We start from the raw sequence: 20737 nt of genomic DNA on the forward strand, positions 1-20737 counted from the left end.
CGTATAATGTTGACCCTGAAAGACCCACCAAGCGATTTTCAACTCCCGCCGCACAACGAACCGGCATTAGAGATGCTTAGGGAGGCGAAAGACTATGCTTCCACTCAAGCTCTAGCGGCTGGTGGTGCTGCGCTGGCTACAGGAGGCATAGTTCATCCATTTGGCTGGTTACTTTTTGGATTGGCTTACAAGCCATTGGTGGTAACTCAAAAACTTGCGCGGTTGGAAAAATTAACAGCCCTACTTTTGGATGAGTTTAAAAGTGAGGGAATACAAGTCTTTCCAGTGCTGAAGATAGAAGATAAGAACCCTATCGACTTGTTTGTGAGATTTGAGCGAAAAATTCACCTGTTTATCTCCATTCGCTCAATAGGAGATAAGGAGATTGTCTACAACGAAGCCAGAGAGGTTTTGCAGATCAAGAGGAAAGAGAAACATGGACTAAAAGTGTGGAACCCTTGCCCACTGCTTGAGTTAGCAGATTACGAGAAGTGGTTAAGCAAGAACAGAGACTTGTTTGCAATGTCTTCCCGTGAAGCTACAAAAACGCCCTCAGCAAAAGTTTTGGTCTTATGGCCTCCCACCAAGGCGGCTATTGATCACAATTCACACCTTTATTCTGAAGTTGGAAGTATGAAAATTCTGGCTCTTAGAAGAAAAGGCACTGCATTTATTATTCAACAGGAGGAAGTAATCGAGTTTGTCAAGGCGACTTTAGCCAAGTACTCATAGGCAAAACAACGAAAACCCCGCGTCCCGGTAGGACAGCAGGGTTTTCAAAGGGAATTGGGGTTATCGGGTGTCGAAGCCTAATTAATATCCCTAACAGTAATTTTATCGTACATGATTCGGTGTAAAGCCAATGTAACACTGGCTCACCAGATGTAAACAGCGTTTTAGGAATTTTATGTAATTTTGTTCTTATATTCTGAACGTTTGTACTAAAAGATTACTTTCGGGATAGCTCCAATTCCTCCAACACACTTCAGGAGGAATAGCTCTCATGTCACCATTACAACATTTTAATCACTCAGTATCAGCACAGTCAGCAGCTGAATCAGAAACTTTTTCTGCTGTAAAGACAAAACTTGAGTTGATTGAGAGTCGGATAATCAAGTTTGCGTTTAACGCCACTGGCAGAAACAAAGACTGGGACTTTAAGAAGCTGGCCGGTAACTTCATTGATGTAGAGGGCACTCTAGCCGATGTCCAGGAACATATTAAAGCAGGTCACGCTATCTGTGCCGGACTGTTAAACGGCAAATGGCGCAGTAAGGCCAATATTATCGGTTCTCAGTGGCTACTACTCGACATTGATAATTCCAATATCGCCCGTGATGCTTATGATAAGCCGATTAAAGACGAAAACGGGAATTACATCAAAGTTTACGATCACCAATTAACCATAGAAGAAGCCCTAGCCCATCCCTTCATTAAAAAACACTGTGCTTTAATTTACACTACTGCCAGTCACAGACCAGAATGGCATAAATTTCGTTTGGTTTTCCTTCTGCCCGAATATGTTCAGGGTGCTGATACTGTAGAAGCTTGTACACGCTTCCTCATGCAGCAGTTGCCCCATGACCCAGCTTGTAAAGACGCTTCCCGTGTATTTTACGGCAGCACAGAGGCCGAATTCCCACTAGTCAACCCTGAAGCCACTTTACCAGCAGAATGGATAAGTGAAGCGATCGCGATCGCGCAAATTGAGCGTATTGAGTATCAGCTACGAATTCAAGAAATTGAGTCACGGCGTAAAGAGTGGCGTGAGATTTCCCTCACTGAAGGCTGGGACATTGACCAGCTAATCCAAAACGCGCTTTCATTCATCCCACCGCGCACCCCAGGAAGCGGTAACTATGACGAATGCCGTCAGGTATTGATGGCACTGGTTAACCATTATGGGGCATCTGAAGCGGAAATCATCGCCGAACAGTGGTCGCCCAGCATCAAAGGTTCAACTTGGAACATCCACGCTAAGATTCGCAGTTTTAGACGTGGGGGAATCTCAATCGGTACACTGTTTCACATTGCCAAACAGTATGGCTTTCGGTTCCCTAAACGGCAGTATGAATATAACCTCGGCGACCAAGGAGTAATTAGCCGTGAACAGTGGGAGCTTGGGCGAGTTAGAGAGGACTTGAGCAGCTTCCAAAATTTATTAAAGCAAGCGATCGCTCCATTTAGTTCGATATTTAAAGGATTTAAAGCGCCACCAACACCAAAGCTCTTACCCGAAATTGACACGCCTTCGCCCAATGTAATTATTTACAAGCCCGGCAATATCCCGTACATAACTGAAGTTACAGGCAATATCTCTATCTCCTGCCAGCCGGATGAACACATTGCCGCTTGGGTGGAAGCTGTTTCTAAGGGCTGGACACAAATCTTAGATAATTCCCATCCAGGATTGGGCAAGTCTTACAACGCGGGGCAATTGACAGCGACCTTATTCGGCGTTGATAAACTAATTTACCAGGATGCCAACCACAGAAACCCATCCACACTGCCCATTGAGACGAATTTTGTTGACTTACCAGTGCGTCACAACGGCTTTAAACTAGATCCCACCCGCAAAACTCCTACAGGTGAGGACTTTAAACTGTGGACTAAAGCGGGTGAGACTGCCGACACTGACGGCAATTGTCACAGAACTTATTTATTTAACGCATTTCGTAACAAGAATTTTAGCAGTTTAGATTTTGAAGAGAGCGGCATCAGCCCCATCTGTGGCGGTTGTTCCCTTAAAAATCAGTGCCGTTTTGCCAGTGGTGACGGTTTTGGATTCCGCTTTCAAAAACGCACAGTTATTCAAAATTATTCTGAACTTAGAGCGCACCCCGACTCTACCCCTGTCACCTTAACTAATGCTGCTGAACAAACTTTCACCGTTGGGCGGTTATGGGAAGAAGCTGGCACACTCATCAAGCCCGTGCGTTCGCTTGATGTGAACCGCAACGATTTTGAAACCACTGTAGGCAAGCTGCTACTGTTAGAACCAAATATAATGTCACAGCTGCAACCTGCACTAAAAGTTTTACACCAACTGTTAACTCAACAACTTAAGCCCACTGACCGCTACGGGTTTGATGATGCCAGCATCCGAGCGCTGCTGCCCCCTTTCCCCACAGGCTTAGATATCGAAGCCATTCGCCAAGCCTCAGAACCTGATTTGACTTTCTTAGAAGACTTGGACTCAATTGATATTACCCAAGATAAACAACTCAAAAAAAGCTCTGCGGCTCGTTATGCTGCCAAAAAGGTAGTTAAAGACAGCGCACGAACGGCAGGCAGGGAGTTTCTTGACTTGCCTAATTACTGGTTGCCTGACTTTCTCGAAGCTTGGAAAGGTGACGGTAGTTTTCAGTCTCAATGGGGTGTACTCAGCATTTACCGCCGAAACCCCAAACATACTGAATTGGCTAAATCTGCCCAATTTAATATTTACCTTGATGCCACTTTCAAATCTCAACAGTTGAAATTGAAACTGGGCATCAATGATCCTGTGTTAGTCATTGAGCAACAACGCCCAGACTACGGCAATTTAAAAGTCGTCAACGTTACTGGGCTGGGTAAACTGCCTAAAAATCGCTCTCTTCCACTCAGCAACCGCGTTAATGCCCTCAAAGAAACCTTGAAAAAACTCTGCCCCACCCTTGGCATTATCGATTGGAAACAAATTGCAACCCAAACCGAGGGCCGCACAGAATACGGTCACTTTGTCGATGGGCGTGGTGTTAACAGGTTTAGTGAGTGTGATGCGATCGCAAGTTTCGGCATTCCTTATCAAAACATCGGTGTTTTAGCAGCACAATATCAGGTGATGACTGGTGAACCAGTCAACCTGGAAGATAAAAATAGCGCTTTCCAAAAGTATCTCACAGACCTGATCCGTGCAGAAATCATCCAAGAGATTGGGCGATTACGCGCTCATCGTCGCTCCAATGTGGAGCTAACATTCTACTTCTGCGCTGACTATGATTTGGGTTTCCTTGATCGTGAATTACCAGGAGTTAAATTAGAAAGCGTTGATGCTTTCCAACTCTGCCCCGAAGCGGGTAAAGCTAGTGAGCAGACAGGTCACGCTATAGTCAATGCCCTAACCCAACTTTGGCAGTCAAAACAGAAAATTACTCAACCAGCGATCGCGAATATTGCTGAAATCTCCCAAGCTTGGGTGAGCCGATTTACCCAGAGATGGGGGGGCTGGCAGCACTTTAAAAAATTATTACTCCTACTATTAGATAGTCTTAATAGCGGTAGTAATAAAAATTTGGCTGACTTAGACGATGATGAAAAGTGGCTAGCCCGTACATACTTCCCGATGTTGATTGCTGAATCGGAGTCATCACCAGATCACCTGTTAGAGGGGGTGGCGGAAGTTGCCGAAGTTATTGGTAGTACTAGGGCGATGCGGCGAGTTTTACACTTCTGTAGCCCTCAAGTTAGGGCTTCACTGCTGATGACTTTCTTTCGTTGTTTGCCTACTGAAGTTTACTCAATTTCAGTTTCTGAAATCTCTGCATCACTCGCAGAACCTGCGCTATCACCTTGAACAGTCATAAGAACTGATTCCAGACGATAACCAGCTTCGCGGATGTAATATCCAGCTGCACCCAAATCTTCAAACACGCTGTCAAATTGGGGATGAGTTGACGGAAAAATCTTTCTCAGGCGTGAGCTGATTCCTGAAAGTTCTTGCTGAATTGCGATTAGTTCTTGAGTATCATCATCCATACTTATTTACCACAAAGATAGCTGCCCCGGTGAAACATTTGATTTCCCACCTCTATGGTATAAAAGGTGACAACCACTGCAAAGAGCTATAAGGTTGCCTCTGTGGTTATTTGCTGGATTTCTGTCCCAATGATGAACCTGTAGGGTGTACACCCTGCGTTTTGAGCGTGTTAGATGTGATGTTTTTTCACCAGGCGGTATGCAGTGTAACCCGCACTTTTGACAACGCCACTGAGCTTGTTGCTTAACGTCCGTGGCAATTTCTGACCAATTATCTGGGTATAGAGAATAGGTGAACGTCATCAGTCTAATTAAACTAAAGCTTTGAGAATTGTAATGCTTCTAGGGCTGGGCTACGTTTGAAAAAATATTATTCCTGCTATTAGATAGTCTTAATAGCGGTAGTAATAAAAACGTTACGAATTTAACCGATGATGAAAACTGGTTTGTCATCGCAAGGTTACAAAGACAACTGCAAAGCCAGTAATAACAAAAACTGTTATTATAATAGCTATTCTGGTTATAAGGTGAGGCATAAATGAATATTTCCCTGACTCCTGAGCTAGAAGCGTTTGTGCAGAAACAGGTTGAGTCTGGTTTGTACCATTCTCAAAGTGAAGTGATTCGGGAAGGATTGCGTCTGTTGAAACGCTTTAACGACCATTCCGAGGAATATAAACTGTGGCTCAATGAACAGATTGCCATTGGTCTAAGCCAACTTGACAATGGCCAAAGTCTGACTGCTGAAGGCGCACGCTTACGCATTCGTAACAAAGCGCAAAAGTTGATGAAAAAATCCGAGTGATGAACCCAAAACCTTATGTTCTCTCTGAGCAAGCAGAAGAAGACTTGGCTTTGATTTACGCTTATATTGCGCGAGATAATCTAGATGCTGCCGAACGGATGCTGGATAAACTGCTTTCTGCTTGTGAGTTGCTGACAGATAATCCCAGGATAGGGCAGTATCGTTCTGACCTGACACCGTTACCCGTTCGTTTCTGGTTGGTGCATCCCCGCTATTTCCTGATCTATCGAGGGGAAAACCCTGTTGAAATCGTGCGAGTACTGGCGGCCAATATGGATATTGCGCGAGAACTTGCTGGCGAATGAGCAATGTATTAGGTTGCTATCTGTAGTTCGCTATCTACAATTATTTCTGTCCTATAGCGTATAAGACATCTACGAATAGTGAATTAATCTGATTACTCCGCAAAAATTCTATATTTGCTTTTCGGATACGTTCTTTTGTTATTGGATCTAGTTGGTCGATTGTACCTCTGAGTCCCCCACCTAAGACCATTGTCCACCAATCTTCAGGACAAGCCAGTTCATGAGTGCCTACTTCTGTGAAAACTTCTACCTGTGTCGCGCCACCTGCTTCTAGTAGTGCTTGCAGTGAAGCTGGATCTGCAATCCTATCCCACGGCGTAAAATTCTTATACAAATCTGGGCGTTCAGCCTTAATCGCATCCCAAAATATTTGATTAGCAGGTTCAAACACCTTCTTTCCCCAAGACGTAATTGCTAGTTTCCCCCCAGGACGAACCATACGCCAAAGCTCTCGAACTGCTGCAACCATATCTGGAACAAAGAAAATCCCGAAAACACAAACAACTGTGTCAAAGCTTTCGTCCTTTAAACCGAGATTTTCAAAATCCCCATATCGAAACTCTATATTTTCCAGACCTTGTTGCTGTGACTTATGACGCGCTAGTTCCAGCAGGGATTCGGCAATATCTATCCCTAGAACCTTACCATTAGACCCTACACGTACTGCTGCTGGAATCGCAGAAGCACCAGTTCCACAACAAACATCTAAAACTTGTTCACCAGAACTTAGTGAGAGCCTTTCAATGGTTTGTTGTCCAAACCGATTCCAGAAAGATAAAGCTGGAGCATCAAAATAATCAGAAGCAGTATTAAAAATTGTTTTTGTCTTTGCTATTGCCTCTTCCCTGTTAATCATTGATTGCAACTACTCCAAATCATCAATAGTTAGTGTTTATATTTCGTCATCATTGTAAATTTTTGGCACAAAAGCTAACCTGTTTGCTTCCTAGTTAGTCCCGGTTCCTCTTCTTGCTCCTGTGCTGCTGGCTGCGGTTTTGGCTAACCGTGAGCGCACTGTTATCAGACTTCACTTATTTGCTTTTTTGTATACGATAATCACTCTATCTAAGTAAAGTTCATCCGTTACTACTGAGATGGTTCGTATAAGCTGTTCGCCTTGAACTTCAATGCTATCAGCTATTTTCGTGTCACCATCATCGTATCTGAGCTTTTTTTTATTAACTTCATCGCTAGGTACAGCCCACGATATCGGCTCATCAAGCAATAAGAAGGCTTTAGAGTCATAGAAACTTAGATGACCGTTAAACGGTATAACTTCAGACTCCAATACTCCTTCTCTGTCATACCAATAAACTTTTGGTTCGCCTGTTCTTTCTTCAAAGAATTTACCATCTGACGAGATAGTTAGAGTAAGTCCTTCGGTTGCTTCTACCTGAGCAATTAAATTATTGCTGTTACCATTCAACCAATTTTCGACACCATTCGGATCTGGTTCATCACCGATAAATTTAATTTGGGCGTTTAGAGAAATGCTTCCAGTTAACAGCCATGTTCCAATTAATAATTCTATATTCATAGGATTTTTCTAATTACAGGTTTGATTCAGGCTGTTGCTGCTGCGGTGCAGGCTGTTTACTTTTTCTCTTGCCCTTTGCACTATTTACTGTTGATTCCTCTGGCTCACTACTAGCTTTATCTGATGCAGTATTTACAACTGCTAGCTGAGTTTCAGTAGCCAGATTTGATGACGAATTATTATCATCGCTTGAAGATGTTTTTTTCTGGCGACGGCTGCTTTTCTTTAACTCGCCTATTAAATATTTGATTCTGCTGCCGCTCAAATTGATGCCCAGACCTTTCAGCATCTCTGACACTTCATCATAACTGTAGCCATACTTATCAGAGGTCAGCTTCTCAATATACCGTCTCATTTTCCTGATGGCCTCTCTATCCGATACATCTTCTCGCTCTTTCGGCTTCTGTTTCTTTAGCAGATTGATGGCCTTATCAATCTTCTCTTTCGTAATCACTTCTGAATTCTGATGCTCACTCATGGTTATCTCGTGAATCCCGATTAACTGATAATTATCGGCTATTTGAAATAATTTGTACCAATTGGTTTTCAAAATGCTAAAAAAATCGGCTATTGCGGCTACGCCGAATTACCTCTTCGCATCACGGCTACGCCTTATACTTTTTAGCGTGGCAGCTTCGCTGGTCTTCTTATTCAAGCTAATGCTAAAAAATCTGACTATTACAGTTACGCTGAATTATCGTTTCGTATTACAGCTACGCCGGACTATTATTTTGTGTGCCAGCTTCGCTGAATCAGAGAATTTTCATATAGCGGCTACGCCGTTTGTACCGACTCTGTAGCGGCTACGCTGAACCAGAATTTATCGACTGCTTGATTTGATTCAAATTGCGGCTGCGCCGTTGATATATCCCTCTGTAGGTTGTAGGATAGTCAGCAGCACGGCTACGCCTTTGTACTCTCGCCCCCAGCCTCCTGCTGTGTCCTCCGTACATACGTAGCACTCGACACATCGCACACCCCCGTATTTGGGCTAGAAGCCAGCCATGCCTCAAAGCTTACGCTTTGTCTCGCTGCGCTCGAACGGCAGACTGGTTCAAGTGGGGAAACCCCCCTTGAAAAACCCCCTCGCAATGTCCCGATATCTTCTCGAATTATGGCGAACCGCAAGCAGTCAAAAGCTCTAATCCGAAAGCATATTTTTCCAGTTCGTTTGAGCGATATCGAACTGGACTTGCTGCGAATAAAATCACTTGATGCGGGGATGTCAGCAAGTGAACTGATGAGACGTAATGCGTTGATGCGTCCATTACCCAAACGACTGAGCAAAATTAGCTTACAAACATATTGGGAATTAGGACAAATCGGGAACAACCTCAACCAGCTTGTCAAAGCCACCAACATAGCTATATTAATGGGGCGAACTTTACCTGCTGATCCAGAACTGCTAAGAGAACTTTTAGAACTGCTGCATCAGTGCAGACGAGACATTGCCTCACCTGATATTGATTCGGAAGATTCGGAAGAGGAAGACGAAGAGGATGATTGGGAAGCAGACTAAGGGCAGAGGTTTTCGCAAGCTGTTGGATTATCTAGAATCACGCGAAGATGCTAAACTAATCGGCGGCAACATGAGTGGGAGAAATGCCCGTGAATTAGCGCGGGAATTTAAGCTGTCGAGACAACTAAATTCTGATGCAGAACGTGTTGTTTACCATGTCTCGTTGTCAGCAGCTAAAGACGATAAATTAGATGATGAGAAGTGGAGCGAAATTGGCGATCGCTACATGAAGGAAATGGGCTTTGATGCCAATCAGTTTGTTATCTTTCGCCACCATAACACCGACGACGACCACATCCACATTGCAGCCAGCAGAATCAGGATGGATACAGGGCTAGTAGTCCATGATTCCTGGGATTATGTGCGCTCGGAGAAAGTGCTGCGACAGATTGAAATTGACTATAATTTGGTGCAAGTCCAGGGCAGTAGAGAGAAACTACAACGCACACCCAGCACCGGACAAATCAGGCGCATAAGGCGAGAGCAAGAAGAATATGAACTAGGTAAACTTGAGCGGCCACCAGGACGCACTATTAAAGAGGAACTTCAGCAGACAATTGATCGGGCCAGAGTTGATAATCCCCAAATGCCAACGCTGCTCATGCGGTTGCAGCAAGCTGGCATTAGTGTAAGAACTGGATGGACTAGAAATGGTAAGTCTAAAGGCATTTCTTATGAGAAAGATGGGCAAGCTTTTAGTGGTACACAGTTAGGTGCAGCTTATACCTTCCCCGGTTTGCAAAAACATCTTGGCGTTGACTACCAACCAGAACGTGATGATGAACCTATTCATAAATTGCTGCTCAAACCTGTTAAACCACTCCCAGTTGAGCAGTTAGAAAAACTCTTTCAAGAGATTGAACACAAACAGCGACAGCCTCAGTTCACTCCACCACCAGAGGATAAAGTTGTTTGGCAAGTATTACACAAGTATTTGAACGAGAAACGCTACATACCAGATTATATTTCGCAAGGATTACATAATAATCAATTGCTTTACATGGATGAGCAACGAAATATTTTGTTTATCAAGCGTAATTTAGATGGTGAAAAAACTGGCGCATTAGTTTGGTCAAAGCCTAGAGAAAATCATCGCACTGTGGAGTGCGACCAAAACACCTCTACAGCAAATGGTTGGTTTTATCTGAGATTGGGAGGGCAACCAACGGACAAGGTAGAAAACGTCTTTTTGTGTTCTACACCAATTGATGCGATGTCAGCAGCCACCTACCTGATCTCAAGTTGCAAAGGGCTACCGCCAACTAGAACCATGTTGATAGTGGCTGATGACCCGAATAACCTACCTATGGAATTTCTCAAGAGTTTCAATAGGGTGATCGTAGCATTCAATAATGATGAGCAAGGGAATCTTGCCGCTAGTGCAGTATTAGAATTGTTGCCACAGGGTAAAAGGCTCAAAACCCATAATCCTGATTGGAGTCAGGAGCTAGAAGCTCATCTCAGGGAGGAGCAACAAAAGCTCAGACAGCAGGATCGTGGTTTTAGCTTGTGATCCGCGCTGTGCAGACCGAACTCGTTGCCGCTATCGCTCAATTAGGCGGTCTTCGGGACGGGCAAGCCGGATCAGTAGTGGGGCCGACAAGTCCCGCAAGCCTGCCCCTACCACTCCGCGTTGCCGCATGATTCGCAACGAGTTCTTAAAAAATTGTCTATCTATATGATATTGAGCCGAGGTGTGCCATAGTAGACAAAGCCGATAGCCCCAGCTACTCAAAGCTATGGTGATCGCCCTAGCAACGCCATTTAGTTAACTCAACCTTTGAAGAGTGAGAATTTGCGGGTTAATGCCGCTAACTGGTCAGAAGCTCCAAATAGGACTACACAAAAGTAAGTTAGGTCACCTGTATTGATGTTTTTGGTGTTGTCCATCTGCTCAATAGCTGAAGCTCCTAGCATAGAGTCAGTGAAAACGTTATGTAAAATTCCGACTTCGTTAGCGGCTTGATGTAGAGTTTTTAGCTGGTTGTTGTTTTTAGCCTTCAGAATAATAAAGGGGTAAAGGCTAATCAGAGATGGAGTAGTCCAATCTGCTTGAAACTCATATTTTAGAAACTGCATCTCATCAAGGTTATTGGTTTTAGCTACTAAACCCGCCGTTATATGCGCCAAAGCATTCATTAGCTTAGGGCTTTCAATCTGGGGGTTAACAACAGCAATCAACTTGCATTGATTATCTGCATACATAGGTTGGGTTTACTCCTTGCTATCTTTGCGTTTGTTTGAGAAAAACTTTAGGAATTAGGCAGGCGACAAGTAGTTGATGTGCTGCCAAACGAAATTATCCTGGGAGCAATGGTTGTCAACTCCCAGGTTGTTCAATACAGTTCCACTAGATGGTGTTAATTACGCGGAAGCTCATCCAAAGAATTCGATTCGGGTTCTTCCAAGGGAGCAGACGCTTGAGCGAAGCCTTGAAACACATGGTCAATGGCGTTTTCTAAGCCCCAGAACTCCGTGTATTCTCCACCCCCTTCTACTTGGCGTTGCCGGGCATAAGTTCCATTCGCCCAGTCTTTTTGGTCTTTGGGCGAATGATGATGCCAATCATGTTCTGGCATCTCCCCTGGAAGGATGGCGATGCGAACAAACAAGTGATAAACCATCCGCATTCCCCAGCGCAGCCAAGCCAAAGTGGATTGACCGAAAGGCGGAGTATCCCCGCAAAAGCGGCCGTGGCTCTTGCTTTCGTTAGTTCCACTACCAGCCCAATCGTGTTCGGAAAGGAACTGTAATAAAGCGCCCATGTGGTAGAGAACAGTTAGAGGAAATGCCCATGCCACGATAAATGTCAGCCAAGAGTGATTTACTGATACCAGCACCACTACGACAACGGTGAATCCCACTGCCATTAAGCGGCGGTATAGGGGAGAGGTCAGAAAATTGACTTTGAGGCGGGCTTTGAGAAACAGCCAATGAAACTCAGGAGACAGTAAAGTCTGTTTTAACTTTTCCCAGTATGGTTTAGTGTTGACCATTTGATTTATTCTTTAGGGGGTTAAGTATGTGCTCTGAGGCAGACTCGGTATTAAATCTGCTCAGAGCGCGGTCTAGGCTAAATCCCGTCAGCTAGTTTGCTTAAGTGAAGACGGGATTAACCTCAATACGGTTCGGATAAGCTCTTTAGGCTGGGGAGGCTGGGGAGGCTGGGGGGAAAAAATTACTGTTCAATGGCTCTTCTCTCCCCCTGCTACCCCCGCTTCCCCAGCTCCCCCTGCTCACCTCAACAGATAACTTTGTTAACCGAACAGTATTGGGATTAACCTTTTCATCGGTCTTATTTAGTTAGACCAGGACGAAAGCCTAACTGCCACAAGAATTGCGCGTCGGGGTCGTGAGAGAAGGTGGCAAACTTATCCACGTGATGGTGTAATTTCACGTGGTCGTACCAATAACCTTCACGATCCTGAGTTAGCAGGATTGTTGACAAAATTTCTGCCAACCAGCGATCTTGTCCATCTTCAAAAAACTGCTTGTGGACGCAGCGATGGTTGATGCACGTTTGGATCTTCCGAGCGCCTCCAACCGTAAATGCCCACGATACAAGTAGTAGTGGATAACATAACGGCGAGGAGTTCCAGATCAAAGCACTCGCTATGGCTCCGCCGAACAGAGATCCCAGCGCTGTCAAGAGTTGATAAAGACGGGTTGGCTCAAACAGCGGTTGTTGGCCTCGGTAAGGTTTCCCCGTCATCCATGTCAGGAAAAACTGAAGAAAGACGTAGAGAGGTTTTGGCAAAGATTTGCCTAATTTGGCTAGTTCTTCTCTTACGTCTACATTTGATACCATAAGAACAATCCTTTTAATTGTCCTGCCCTAAATCGTTATCCGATTTAGGGCAGGGTTTTATCGTTAGAACACCTTCTAGCAATAGGCTTGAGCAGCGTGTTTTAGAATTTCTCGTAAAACTCCGCTTATCCCTCGGCAGGAAGGGAGCATCAAAAGTTTGCCTTTAAGTGCCTTAGAACGCTTGAGGTGAAAAATAATCTCAGTAGTCGCGTGGCTTAGATAACCGGGAATTATCAAAATTAAGTCACAGTGGCTGAGTTTCGCCTTCAGCTTCTTTGTACTGGTTCGTGTTTCAGACGAAGGAGGCACTTCGAGGCACTTTTTCAATCCATGCTCTCTTTTAAGAGCTTGAATTACTGTCTGACGAGTCCTTGGATGTCCGCCGACGATCGCTAAATGAACGCTTGAAAGATTTGTCATGGGATACCTCCAGACTTTTTTCGGGGCTTCCAGACTCCACGTGGGCGTGCTGAATTACGTCATCCCCTGACGATCAACTTCAGGCTTGATAAACCTTGTATTTGGTTTTCTAAGAAAATTCTCTCTTTGGGGCGGTGTGAAATTAGTTACGGAATATCGCAGTAAAACTCTTATAGGTAAAAGGTTCTAGCTATGGGGAATAATTGTAAGTAATTACTACAATTGCTTATACTTTCACTATGGGTAACTATGGGGAGCTTAGAGTTGTTCAGATCGGTATTATTGTAATTTTTCTTAATAATTGCTTTTTTTAGGGGCTAATTAGCCAAGTTGATAGTAAAAGGTGCGGGGCGCTAAAATTCCTATCCCCGCTGCAAGCAGACGGGGAATTTGACCCAGAGAGATTAAAAACAAAAAGAAAAGGATATATGTCAAAAAGAAAAGGATCTAAGCATACTATTGGTGCGAAAATCAATGGGCTAATTCTTATTATTTCACTTTTACAATACATGTATACTACAAAAATTGATAAAGACAGTTTTGTATATTCTGACAAGGAAAATAACGAAAGAATTCGACGATGGAAAGATGCTCTTACAGCAATAGAAAAAGAAGAAAATAATAAAATTATTATTGAAATAACAGGAAAAAACCCAGCCACTGGAGGGAGACAAAGCCGAGATCCTAAAGAGGGGGTTACTGTTGAGGTCTTATTTCAGTTAATTAATCAATTGGGTTACCAAGATATGTTATTAGATTTTAAAACAGATGAGAAAAAAGAGAGTAAGAAACGAATAAACAGTGATGTCATTTCAACCCTAAAAGAAGGACTAGAAGAATTATTCACTGCTAGAAAATTACCTTATGAGATATCTACACTTGGACTGTATTCATTAACATTAACATTTCCTAAAGACAAGAAAAAACTCATAGAAAAAATTGATTATGTAAATTCAAGTCTTGATATAAATGCAGACGATATAAATGCAGAAAAGTTAAAAAATTTTTTGAATAAAATTAAGCCTATAGATACTACCGAGCAACTGCTTTGGGAAATCATTCCTGATATACTAAATCCCTTAGATTTCTATGGACGTAAAGATGAACTGACTGAGTTAAAAAAATGGATTCTCCACGAAAATTATCGCTTAGTTCTGTTGAAAGGCTTACCTGCAAATGGAAAGACTACTTTAGCTGTAAGGTTAGCTCAGGAAATTCAGGATGAGTTTGATTGTATTATTGGGTTCAGTCTTGAGAATTCTATAAATTTAACAGAACTTTTAAAAAAGCTAATCAAATTTTTATCCCAGCATCCAAAACTACAAAATTTTTCTCAGACAACCGATCTGCCGAAAACTCTTCCTGAACAAATATCTCGATTAACAAATGATTACTTTCAAACAGTAAAATGTCTTTTAATACTAGATAATTTTGAATCAATTCTCAATGAAGAAGGTTACTATCGTCAGGGATACGAAGACTATAACAATTTACTCCATGCAGTAATCAAACGTACACATAAAAGCTGCTTGGTATTAACCAGTCAAGTGGAGCCTAAAGAATTTTTATATCTAACAAATCAACAAAATTCAGTTAAAGATAAGCAAATTTTAGGATTAGCAACTGATGATAGTATTAAATTGTTAGAAGAGAAATTCCACTTATCAATTCCATCTAATTTAAAAAATAAGACTGAAGAATTTGTTAAGCATTATGATGGTAATCCTGATGCTTTAATCCAGATTTGTCAAAAATATATTACTAATTTACATGAGAGTAATTTACAGGTTTTTTTGAAGGAATTCGGGCAAAATAAAGAACAATATGTTTATCAAAGAATAGAAAATTTTTATGAACGTCAGCTTCAACGTTTGAAGTCAAACTCAATAGAAGAACAGATTATGTATTGGTTGGCAATTCATCGTGAACCGCTTAGTCTTGTCGCTCTAGCTCATGATCTAGCTCATTTGTCAAAAATTCCAATCGCTCAGGTAAGGGACGCTTTAGACGTTTTGACAGAAGATTTTTCATTAGTTAAAATAATTCGATTTGAATCATCAAATAATGAAATAAAGTACAATCTTATTCCTGCACTGAGAACCTATCTAACCTTGGAATTGATCGAGGGAATTTATAACGAGCTAAATATGGAGAATATTGAGAATATAAAGTATTTAAATAAGTATAGCTTGCTCAATACTCAAGCCAGTGATTATATCATCAAGGCTCAGATTGACAATATAATTATTCGTATCCTAGAAAAGCTAAAAAACAACCTAACTGAAAATAGTATAAAAAATAAGTTAAGTATAATTTTGGAGAAATTGAAAGACTTACCTCAAAAAGGAGCTTATGCGGCTGGCAATATTCTCAATCTTTTGATTCAATTAAATAGTAATCCAAAAAGCAATCTCGAACCTTGGAATTTTTCTGATCTACCAGTTTGGAGAGCTTACCTACAAGAAGTTAACTTACAAAACTTTAACTTTTCTCACTCGGATTTAGCTGAATCAGTTTTTGCTGATATTATCGAAAGCGTGTTTTCAGTAGCTTTTAGCCCTAATGGACAGTTACTAGCAGCAGGCGATGCTAACGGTAAGATTCACATTTGGAATGTTAAGACCAAGACAAAAGAAGCTCTTTTGGGTGGAGAAAAGATTGGTTGGATTTGGTCGCTTACTTATATTGATGATAATACTTTAGTTGCTGGCAGTGATGACCATGCCATCAGAATCTGGGATATTACCAATTGTATTCATAAAGTTTTAGGAGAACATAATGGCTCTGTAAGAACTGTTGTCTGGGATAAGAATAGTAGCACTCTTGCTAGCGGAGGGGATGACGGGAAAATTAGATTGTGGCGAAATCAAGAGGGCAAATGGCAACAAGTTCAAGAATTAACTGGGCATCAAGAATTAACTGGGCATAAAGGGCAGCCTATCTGGACTGTTGCTTTCAGCCGTGATGGTAATATTATCGCCAGTGGAGGAGATGATTGTAAAATTAGATTATGGCAAAAAAATCAAGAGGGCAAATGGCAAACAGTGCCACTACTACGTGGACATGAAAAGCCAGTCAGAGCAGTTGCTTTTTCTCCAATACATGATTCATGTCTAGCTAGTGGAAGTCAAGACTCGACAGTAAGGATCTGGAACATTAACACGGGTGAAAATAAAATTTTAGGGGAACACCGAAGAAAGCAAGCCAGCGAACAGAAAGGAGACAGACATTGGATATGGGCTGTTGCTTTCAGTATTAGTGGAAAAACTCTAGCTAGTACCAGTGAAGATGCAACAATACAACTATGGGATGTGGAAACTGGCAAATACCGCGATACTCTAGAACACGCCCATGCTGTACGTTGCATAGCGTTTCATTCTGATGGGAAAACTTTAGCCAGTGGTAGTTATGACCAAACTGTCAAGCTTTGGGAATGGGATGATGATAAAAAAAAGAGTCAGTGTCTAAAAACATGGCAGGGATTAGCTAGTCAGGTTAGAGGAATCGCCTTCAGTGGTGATGGGAAAACCCTTGCTAGTTGCAGTGGTGACAAAATTGTTAGGTTGTGGAATGTCGATCTTTCTCCAGAAAACTGTAAAGAGCGCAAGGAACTAAAGGGACATAATAACTGGGTGTGGTCTGTTGCTTTTAGTCCCGATGATCCAACTGGTTCAACTCTAGTTAGTAGCAGTGACGATACAACAGTGAGGGTTTGGGATACCAACAGTGGTGATTATCAGGAATTGAATCATTCTAGTCGAGTCCGAGCGCTCGCTGTTAGTCCTAACGCTCAAATTCTAGCTTGTGGGTGTAATGACGGCATCGTTTGGTTATGGAAACGAAACAGTCGTAACAATCAATGGGAACAAGACCGAAAACTCCAAAAACATTCCGATTGGATCTGGTCAGTTGCGTTTACCCCTGATAGCCAAATCCTTGCTAGTGGGAGTGAAGACAGAACTATTTGGCTGTGGGATGTGGCTATGGATCAACCGAAACTTGCTCAGCCTCTTGAAGCTCACGAAGGGATGATTTACTCCGTTGCTTTCAGTCCTGATAGTCAAATTCTGGCTAGTGGAAGCGGAGACCAGAACGTGAGGTTGTGGGATGTCAGCACAGGTAACTGCCTCAAAATTTTATCAGGACACAATGGATGGGTATGGTCAGTAGCTTTCAGTCCAAAGGGGGAAAACTACTTGCTAGCTAGTGGTAGCGCGGACAGGACTATTAAGTTGTGGGATGTCAAGAATATTGAAACTGCTGGTTGTATAAAAACTCTACCAGAAGCTGGGTCAGAATCAGATGGACACACTAATTGGGTAAGAACCATTGCCTTTAGTCCTGATGGTCAAATTTTAGCTAGTGGCAGCGACGACCAGAAGATTAAGCTTTGGAGTGTTGAGACAGGTAAATGCTTCAAAACTCTGGAAGCTCAAGGTCCTTATGAAAACATGAAAATCACAGGCGTTAGAAATGCTGAGAAAAACACGCTGAAAGCATTAGGGGCGAGGGAGTAGAATGAAACTCGACAGTTGAAATGGGCATCTGCGTGATTAAACAAGAAAATTTTTCGCTTACTCAACCTCAGCAGCCTCGATTACTTATTCCTTTACCCCTAATGGTGTCGGAAAAAGGGTCATTTGCTTACTACACCATAACTGGTACCCAGTTTGTTGCTCCCCCGTCATCTCCTCAGAAAAACTGTAAAAATTGTTGAGTTCATCGATGATTTTAGTGGCTAATTTTTCAGGAGTTTCTGCTGGAGCAGCCTTAATACAGATATCTGATAATTTAGCATATAAAGTTTTCCGGTTTTCAAATATTTCCTCTAGTTTAATTGTCAACTGTTCAGAATTTAGACCTCTTAAATTAGGTCGGAGTTCGTTTTTAATTCGCTTATGGATTTCTTCTAAGGGTAAATTGAGCCAAACGACAACAGCGTTATCTTGGCGAAGATAGCGCCAATTTTCATCTCGCAAGATAATGCCACCCCCACAGGCAACTACTAGACGCTTACGTTTAGCTATTTCTGCTAAGACTTGGGTTTCCAAGATCCTGAAACCATCAACACCTATTTGGTCAACAATTTCGTGACATGATTTACCCTTGGCTTTTTCGACTTCTCGATCTGTATCAGTAAAACCATATCCGAGATGTTGAGAAATTAGAGGAGCAGTTGTAGTTTTTCCTGCTCCCATCATTCCGATTAAATAAATGATAGTCTTTTCGGGTAAGCTCATGTTTTTTCCTGACCTGTGTAGTTAGCCATATTCAGGCTTATTATCAGAATTAGGATAACTAAGCGGCGGGTCTTGGATCAACTAAGACATTTAAGACATTGTAGACAATGCGCCATTTTTGCTGTCGTCTGAAATTGTTAGCGGTACGCATTTTTTCTTCAATCTCAGCTTTGGAGAGATGGGGAAGAACTCGACTGACACGTGCCATAACTCAAGGAGACTAGAACAGCTTTAGGGAACGAAATCATCACGCACACCATCCTCCCTGATGCCAGCGTCCTTGCCTAATTAAATCGGCTATAACCTATATGATCGCATTTTTAAATAAAATAGCAGCCACGAACAAAAATAAACATTGGCAATTGGCAGATTACCGTTATCTTAGGTTGTAATGGTGCAGGTAAACCAACTTACTTATGAGCCGAATCATCGCAGTATTTAATCAGGCGGGAGGTGTTGCCAAAACCACCCTTACCCAAAACCTGGGCTACCAAATAGCGCAATTGGGTCATCGCGTCCTGCTCATTGACATAGACCCTCAAGCCAGCTTAACCATTTTTATGGGCTTGGTTCCAAGAGACATAGAGCAAACTGTCAACAATGCCATTGTGGATGAACAACCCCTGCCAATTATTGAGGGAATTCACGGCATGGATTTAGCCCCTGCTAACATCTCTCTTTCTACGGCAGAAATGCAATTGGTTAGTGCTTCTATGCGCGATTTCCGCCTGAAAGAAGCCATCGAACCAATTGAATCCGATTACGATTTTATCTTAATAGATTGCCCTCCCAGCTTAGGGCTACTCTCTTACATCTCCCTTGTAGCTGCTACCCATGTTCTCGTTCCCCTAGAAACCCATTTCAAAGCCTTTGAGGGAACAGGCGAACTCTTAAAAACGGTTGCTACAGTACGTAATAAACCAAACCGCAAATTGCAAATAGCCGGATTTGTGCCGACAAAATACGATGCCCGTAACTCCCAGGACACTCGTACCCTAGCAGCCATCACTGAACAACTAGCCAGCGCCGGAACTGTCTTTGCCCCCATTCCTCGCTCCACTGCTTTTGTTGATGCTTCAGAGGAACGAATGCCCCTTGCAGTTTACGAACCAAAGCACCCATCTGTCGCCATCTTGAAAAAAATAGCCGTTAGTTTAGAATCCTTAAAATGAGACGCACTACTAAAACCAGCCAACCCCTCAAAAGCAAAATTGAAGTACCTTGGGACACGACAGGCGTAGCGAATGCTGGTTCTCCTCAATCCATGCCGTTAGACCAGATTGTTCTGCCAGCCACACAACCGCGCCGTTACTTTGATTCCGAAGCATTAAAGCAGTTAACTGAATCCATCAAACAGCATGGCATTCTCCAACCCATTTTAGTCCGCCCCCTTGATAGAGAAAAACACGAATTAGTAGCAGGAGAGCGACGCTATCGTGCTGCTAAAGAAATTGGGCTGAAAGTTGTCCCCGTCGTCATCAGAGAATTAGACGACAATGCAGCTTTTCAATTTGCACTTATAGAAAACTTACTTCGAGAAGACCTCAACCCAGTTGAAGAAACTGAAGGTATCCTGCAACTGCTGTCTCTCAAACTAGGTCGAAGTGTTGAGGAGATACCCCCATTCCTGTATCGTCTACAACGCCAACATAACAAAGCATCTACAGTTACCCATAACGTTATGGGCGCACACAAGAGCGAAGGTGATGAACCTACCCATAACGTTATGGGTGAAGTTGAAAATGATTCTACCAACAACGCTATCAGCGACGAGGAAGGCGATATTGAATTATCTACCCATAACGTTATGGGCGAAACCGAAACAGATAATTCCGGCCTCAACCAGGAGCAGCCATTAAACCCAGACCTAAAAATCGTTGAAGGAGTGTTTGATGGTTTAGGGTTAATGACCTGGGAATCTTTCGTTAAGAATCGTTTACCCTTGCTCAACCTCCCAGAAGATATCCTTGATGCGCTAAGGGAAGGCTCACTTGAGTACACCAAAGCCAAAGCCATCGCCCAGATTCAGAAATTAGATGAGCGTGTTGAGTTTTTAGAACAAGCTATTGCCCTAAACTGGTCTTTAAGTGAAATAAGACAGCGCATTAGTGAGAAGAAAACCCCAGCCTCTACCGCAAACACCGAGTCGAACGATTATAGAGAGCGCTTTACTGCTGCGACTACCAAACTAAGAAAGTCGCGTATTTGGTCAGACCCCAAGAAGCGCAAGCAAATAGAGAAACTACTTGCACAACTGGAGACGCTGACAAATGTTGAGTAACCTGACATACCAAAACCAGGACGTAGAAGGCAAAATGCTCAAATATTTTTTATACTAAGCTTTAGTGCCTAAGATTCATGTTTAA

At 42.7% G+C, this 20737-nt stretch carries 20 protein-coding genes; 10 read left to right on the forward strand and 10 right to left on the reverse strand.

Annotation, left to right across the window (positions count from 1 at the left end; genetic code table 11):
* Positions 1-6 precede the first annotated feature (6 nt).
* Together G1O98_RS12525 and G1O98_RS12530 are read left to right on the forward strand one after the other, a co-directional pair.
* A complete protein-coding gene (locus tag G1O98_RS12525; RefSeq protein WP_163929117.1) occupies positions 7-732 on the forward strand; it encodes a hypothetical protein in 726 nt (241 codons plus the stop codon).
* Positions 733-1003: 271 nt separating this feature from the next.
* Entirely contained in the window at positions 1004-4555 is a 3552-nt protein-coding gene (locus G1O98_RS12530; protein WP_163929118.1) for a PriCT-2 domain-containing protein, read from the forward strand.
* Here the strand turns inward: G1O98_RS12530 and G1O98_RS12535 are convergent.
* A complete protein-coding gene (locus tag G1O98_RS12535) occupies positions 4495-4737 on the reverse strand; it encodes a hypothetical protein (protein ID WP_163929119.1) in 243 nt (80 codons plus the stop codon). The two genes, G1O98_RS12530 and G1O98_RS12535, sit on opposite strands and share 61 nt — an antisense overlap.
* Before the next feature lie 538 nt (positions 4738-5275).
* On the opposite strand from G1O98_RS12535, the gene G1O98_RS12540 reads away from it, so the two are divergent.
* Together G1O98_RS12540 and G1O98_RS12545 are read left to right on the forward strand one after the other, a co-directional pair.
* Positions 5276-5542, forward strand: coding sequence for a type II toxin-antitoxin system ParD family antitoxin (locus G1O98_RS12540; protein WP_163929120.1), 267 nt, complete (start codon positions 5276-5278; stop codon positions 5540-5542).
* Positions 5542-5847 (forward strand): type II toxin-antitoxin system RelE/ParE family toxin, encoded by a 306-nt coding sequence (locus tag G1O98_RS12545; RefSeq protein WP_163929121.1) that lies wholly within the window; start codon positions 5542-5544, stop codon positions 5845-5847. Before G1O98_RS12540 ends, G1O98_RS12545 begins: the two co-directional genes overlap by 1 nt.
* A 40-nt stretch (positions 5848-5887) precedes the next feature.
* Here the strand turns inward: G1O98_RS12545 and G1O98_RS12550 are convergent, their stop codons facing one another.
* The 3 genes from G1O98_RS12550 to G1O98_RS38970 form a co-directional block, all read right to left on the reverse strand.
* Entirely contained in the window at positions 5888-6703 is an 816-nt protein-coding gene (locus tag G1O98_RS12550; RefSeq protein WP_163929122.1) for a class I SAM-dependent methyltransferase, read from the reverse strand.
* 171 nt (positions 6704-6874) lie between these two features.
* Positions 6875-7384, reverse strand: a complete 510-nt coding sequence (locus tag G1O98_RS12555) for a hypothetical protein (protein WP_163929123.1) — start codon at positions 7382-7384, stop codon at positions 6875-6877.
* Positions 7385-7397: 13 nt separating this feature from the next.
* Entirely contained in the window at positions 7398-7934 is a 537-nt protein-coding gene (locus G1O98_RS38970) for a hypothetical protein (protein ID WP_175586652.1), read from the reverse strand.
* Between the two features lie 564 nt (positions 7935-8498).
* Between G1O98_RS38970 and mobC the strand changes: the two genes are divergently transcribed.
* From mobC to G1O98_RS40690, 3 genes are read left to right on the forward strand one after another with little or no spacing between them, the layout of a single operon-like run.
* On the forward strand, positions 8499-8903 hold the full coding sequence (mobC, locus tag G1O98_RS12565; RefSeq protein ID WP_163929124.1) for a plasmid mobilization relaxosome protein MobC: 405 nt from the start codon (positions 8499-8501) through the stop codon (positions 8901-8903).
* Positions 8884-10416, forward strand: coding sequence for a relaxase/mobilization nuclease domain-containing protein (locus tag G1O98_RS12570; RefSeq protein ID WP_163929125.1), 1533 nt, complete (start codon positions 8884-8886; stop codon positions 10414-10416). Before mobC ends, G1O98_RS12570 begins: the two co-directional genes overlap by 20 nt.
* A gap of 8 nt (positions 10417-10424) precedes the next feature.
* Positions 10425-10547, forward strand: coding sequence for a hypothetical protein (locus tag G1O98_RS40690; RefSeq protein ID WP_275941774.1), 123 nt, complete (start codon positions 10425-10427; stop codon positions 10545-10547).
* Between the two features lie 129 nt (positions 10548-10676).
* Here G1O98_RS40690 and G1O98_RS12575 read toward each other — a convergent pair whose 3' ends face one another.
* From G1O98_RS12575 to G1O98_RS12590, 4 genes are all read right to left on the reverse strand, one after another.
* Positions 10677-11108, reverse strand: a complete 432-nt coding sequence (locus tag G1O98_RS12575; protein ID WP_163929126.1) for a DUF2000 domain-containing protein — start codon at positions 11106-11108, stop codon at positions 10677-10679.
* A gap of 155 nt (positions 11109-11263) precedes the next feature.
* Entirely contained in the window at positions 11264-11899 is a 636-nt protein-coding gene (locus G1O98_RS12580) for a hypothetical protein (RefSeq protein WP_163929127.1), read from the reverse strand.
* A gap of 299 nt (positions 11900-12198) precedes the next feature.
* Positions 12199-12711, reverse strand: a complete 513-nt coding sequence (locus G1O98_RS12585) for a hypothetical protein (protein WP_163929128.1) — start codon at positions 12709-12711, stop codon at positions 12199-12201.
* Between the two features lie 75 nt (positions 12712-12786).
* Positions 12787-13131, reverse strand: coding sequence for a hypothetical protein (locus tag G1O98_RS12590; protein ID WP_163929129.1), 345 nt, complete (start codon positions 13129-13131; stop codon positions 12787-12789).
* Positions 13132-13640: 509 nt separating this feature from the next.
* Here G1O98_RS12590 and G1O98_RS12595 point away from each other — a divergent pair.
* The gene (locus G1O98_RS12595) at positions 13641-17648 is read left to right on the forward strand and encodes a WD40 repeat domain-containing protein (RefSeq protein WP_163929130.1); all 4008 of its coding nucleotides are present in this window, start codon (positions 13641-13643) and stop codon (positions 17646-17648) included.
* 84 nt (positions 17649-17732) lie between these two features.
* Here G1O98_RS12595 and G1O98_RS12600 read toward each other — a convergent pair whose 3' ends face one another.
* Both G1O98_RS12600 and G1O98_RS12605 read right to left on the reverse strand, forming a co-directional pair.
* Positions 17733-18371 carry a shikimate kinase gene (locus G1O98_RS12600; RefSeq protein WP_163929131.1) on the reverse strand — a complete coding sequence of 213 codons (639 nt, stop codon included), beginning with the start codon at positions 18369-18371 and terminating at the stop codon, positions 17733-17735.
* Between the two features lie 58 nt (positions 18372-18429).
* A complete protein-coding gene (locus G1O98_RS12605; RefSeq protein WP_163929132.1) occupies positions 18430-18579 on the reverse strand; it encodes a hypothetical protein in 150 nt (49 codons plus the stop codon).
* Positions 18580-18787: 208 nt separating this feature from the next.
* On the opposite strand from G1O98_RS12605, the gene G1O98_RS12610 reads away from it, so the two are divergent.
* Together G1O98_RS12610 and G1O98_RS12615 are read left to right on the forward strand one after the other, a co-directional pair.
* Positions 18788-19543, forward strand: coding sequence for a ParA family protein (locus G1O98_RS12610; protein ID WP_163929133.1), 756 nt, complete (start codon positions 18788-18790; stop codon positions 19541-19543).
* Entirely contained in the window at positions 19540-20652 is a 1113-nt protein-coding gene (locus G1O98_RS12615; protein ID WP_163929134.1) for a ParB/RepB/Spo0J family partition protein, read from the forward strand. Before G1O98_RS12610 ends, G1O98_RS12615 begins: the two co-directional genes overlap by 4 nt.
* The last annotated feature ends 85 nt before the right edge of the window (positions 20653-20737 follow it).

Source organism: Nostoc sp. UIC 10630 (assembly GCF_010747425.1).
In the GTDB taxonomy this organism is placed as follows: Bacteria; Cyanobacteriota; Cyanobacteriia; order Cyanobacteriales; family Nostocaceae; genus Nostoc.

Bases quoted from the DNA above. Each gene is read 5' to 3' on its own strand.
- G1O98_RS12550 (WP_163929122.1), bottom strand. From the start codon at position 6,703: ATGATTAACAGGGAAGAGGCAATAGCAAAGACAAAAACAATTTTTAAT.
- G1O98_RS12540 (WP_163929120.1), top strand. From the start codon at position 5,276: ATGAATATTTCCCTGACTCCTGAGCTAGAAGCGTTTGTGCAGAAACAG.
- G1O98_RS12525 (WP_163929117.1), top strand. From the start codon at position 7: ATGTTGACCCTGAAAGACCCACCAAGCGATTTTCAACTCCCGCCGCAC.
- G1O98_RS12580 (WP_163929127.1), bottom strand. From the start codon at position 11,899: ATGGTCAACACTAAACCATACTGGGAAAAGTTAAAACAGACTTTACTG.
- G1O98_RS12530 (WP_163929118.1), top strand. From the start codon at position 1,004: ATGTCACCATTACAACATTTTAATCACTCAGTATCAGCACAGTCAGCA.
- G1O98_RS12595 (WP_163929130.1), top strand. From the start codon at position 13,641: ATGTATACTACAAAAATTGATAAAGACAGTTTTGTATATTCTGACAAG.
- G1O98_RS12600 (WP_163929131.1), bottom strand. From the start codon at position 18,371: ATGAGCTTACCCGAAAAGACTATCATTTATTTAATCGGAATGATGGGA.
- G1O98_RS12535 (WP_163929119.1), bottom strand. From the start codon at position 4,737: ATGGATGATGATACTCAAGAACTAATCGCAATTCAGCAAGAACTTTCA.
- G1O98_RS12555 (WP_163929123.1), bottom strand. From the start codon at position 7,384: ATGAATATAGAATTATTAATTGGAACATGGCTGTTAACTGGAAGCATT.
- G1O98_RS12605 (WP_163929132.1), bottom strand. From the start codon at position 18,579: ATGGCACGTGTCAGTCGAGTTCTTCCCCATCTCTCCAAAGCTGAGATT.
- G1O98_RS12570 (WP_163929125.1), top strand. From the start codon at position 8,884: ATGATTGGGAAGCAGACTAAGGGCAGAGGTTTTCGCAAGCTGTTGGAT.
- G1O98_RS12615 (WP_163929134.1), top strand. From the start codon at position 19,540: ATGAGACGCACTACTAAAACCAGCCAACCCCTCAAAAGCAAAATTGAA.
- G1O98_RS12585 (WP_163929128.1), bottom strand. From the start codon at position 12,711: ATGGTATCAAATGTAGACGTAAGAGAAGAACTAGCCAAATTAGGCAAA.
- G1O98_RS12575 (WP_163929126.1), bottom strand. From the start codon at position 11,108: ATGTATGCAGATAATCAATGCAAGTTGATTGCTGTTGTTAACCCCCAG.
- G1O98_RS12590 (WP_163929129.1), bottom strand. From the start codon at position 13,131: ATGACAAATCTTTCAAGCGTTCATTTAGCGATCGTCGGCGGACATCCA.
- G1O98_RS12610 (WP_163929133.1), top strand. From the start codon at position 18,788: ATGAGCCGAATCATCGCAGTATTTAATCAGGCGGGAGGTGTTGCCAAA.
- mobC (WP_163929124.1), top strand. From the start codon at position 8,499: ATGGCGAACCGCAAGCAGTCAAAAGCTCTAATCCGAAAGCATATTTTT.
- G1O98_RS12545 (WP_163929121.1), top strand. From the start codon at position 5,542: ATGAACCCAAAACCTTATGTTCTCTCTGAGCAAGCAGAAGAAGACTTG.